Origin of the sequence: Komagataeibacter xylinus (genome assembly GCF_004302915.1) — a bacterium.
Lineage (GTDB): Bacteria > Pseudomonadota > Alphaproteobacteria > Acetobacterales > Acetobacteraceae > Komagataeibacter > Komagataeibacter xylinus_C.
In genome coordinates this window covers 1-1,027 of record NZ_QQBI01000101.1, presented here as the reverse complement: position 1 = coordinate 1,027, position 1,027 = coordinate 1, and the positions used below count along the sequence as shown (strand labels likewise).

2 pseudogenes are annotated in these 1,027 nt (G+C 56.6%); both read right to left on the bottom strand.

Going from position 1 to position 1,027, the window contains the following annotated elements:
• Positions 1-217: 217 nt before the first annotated feature.
• A pseudogene (locus tag DV027_RS17335) lies at positions 218-517 on the bottom strand (OB-fold nucleic acid binding domain-containing protein); the annotation flags it as partial.
• 30 nt (positions 518-547) lie between these two features.
• Positions 548-961: pseudogene (locus DV027_RS17330) on the bottom strand (Tn3 family transposase); the annotation flags it as partial.
• Positions 962-1,027 lie beyond the last annotated feature (66 nt).

The following is a 1,027-nucleotide window of genomic DNA, read 5'->3' as shown; positions in this document are numbered from 1 at the left end:
ATGGCTGATCACCATATCCGTGCTGGGGAATTTTCCGACAGCACATGTGGGGAATTTTGAAACAGCATTTACATGCAATCAGGAAACCGTACGATCCGCTGTGTCCTCCTCGGTCTGATTAACGAAAATGATCGTCTTCGCCGTAAGATCTACTTTCCGAGGGAGGAAGGAATTCAAACAAATTTCTCATACCGAAGCTACCATTCCATTACATGGCTCAATGGAAATTCCGGGCCTTCACAATGATATTTTCGGAAGACCTGCCCTGATCGAAGTCTGGAAGTATCCGCAACGACCGGTTTCCCACATCGGCCAGCAGGTGGGAAAGATCCACAATCTCACGCGTCACGAGATGCACCACCTCCCCTTCCTTCTGCAACCGTCCGACAACCCCCAGCATCTGGCCTGACAGGACCACCCGGCGGAAACGCTCGAACATATCGGGCCAGATGATCACGTTGATCGCCGCCGTTTCGTCCTCCAGCGTCATGAACACCACGCCCTCGGCCGAACCGGGGTCGTTTGCGGGAGGGGGCGAAATCCTACGTTAAGGCTTTGGCCAGCGATATTCTCCGGTGAGATTGATGTGCTCCCATCCGAGCGGAGAGACGTGGGCCAAGAGATCGGGCGATAGCAGTTTTCCCTCGCGTTTGTGACTGGCAACGACTTCGCTCAGCTTCATGGTGTTCCAGAAGATGATGATGGCGGCTAGCAGGTTCATGCCGGCGATCCTGTAATGCTGGCCTTCGGCGGAACGGTCGCGGATTTCGCCGCGCCGGTGGAAGCTGATGGCTCGTTTCAGCGCGTGATGGGCCTCGCCCTTGTTGAGCCCGATCTGGGCACGGCGTTGCAGCTCGGCATCCAGAATCCAGTCGATCATGAACAGGGTCCGCTCGACGCGGCCGACCTCCCGCAAAGCCGTGGCCAGTTCGTTCTGCCTCGGATAGGAGGTAACCGGCCGCTCTGGGCCGCCTTGATTATGCGGCCTGTCTGTGCAGTGTATTCACGGGTTTCCAGTTCCATGGCA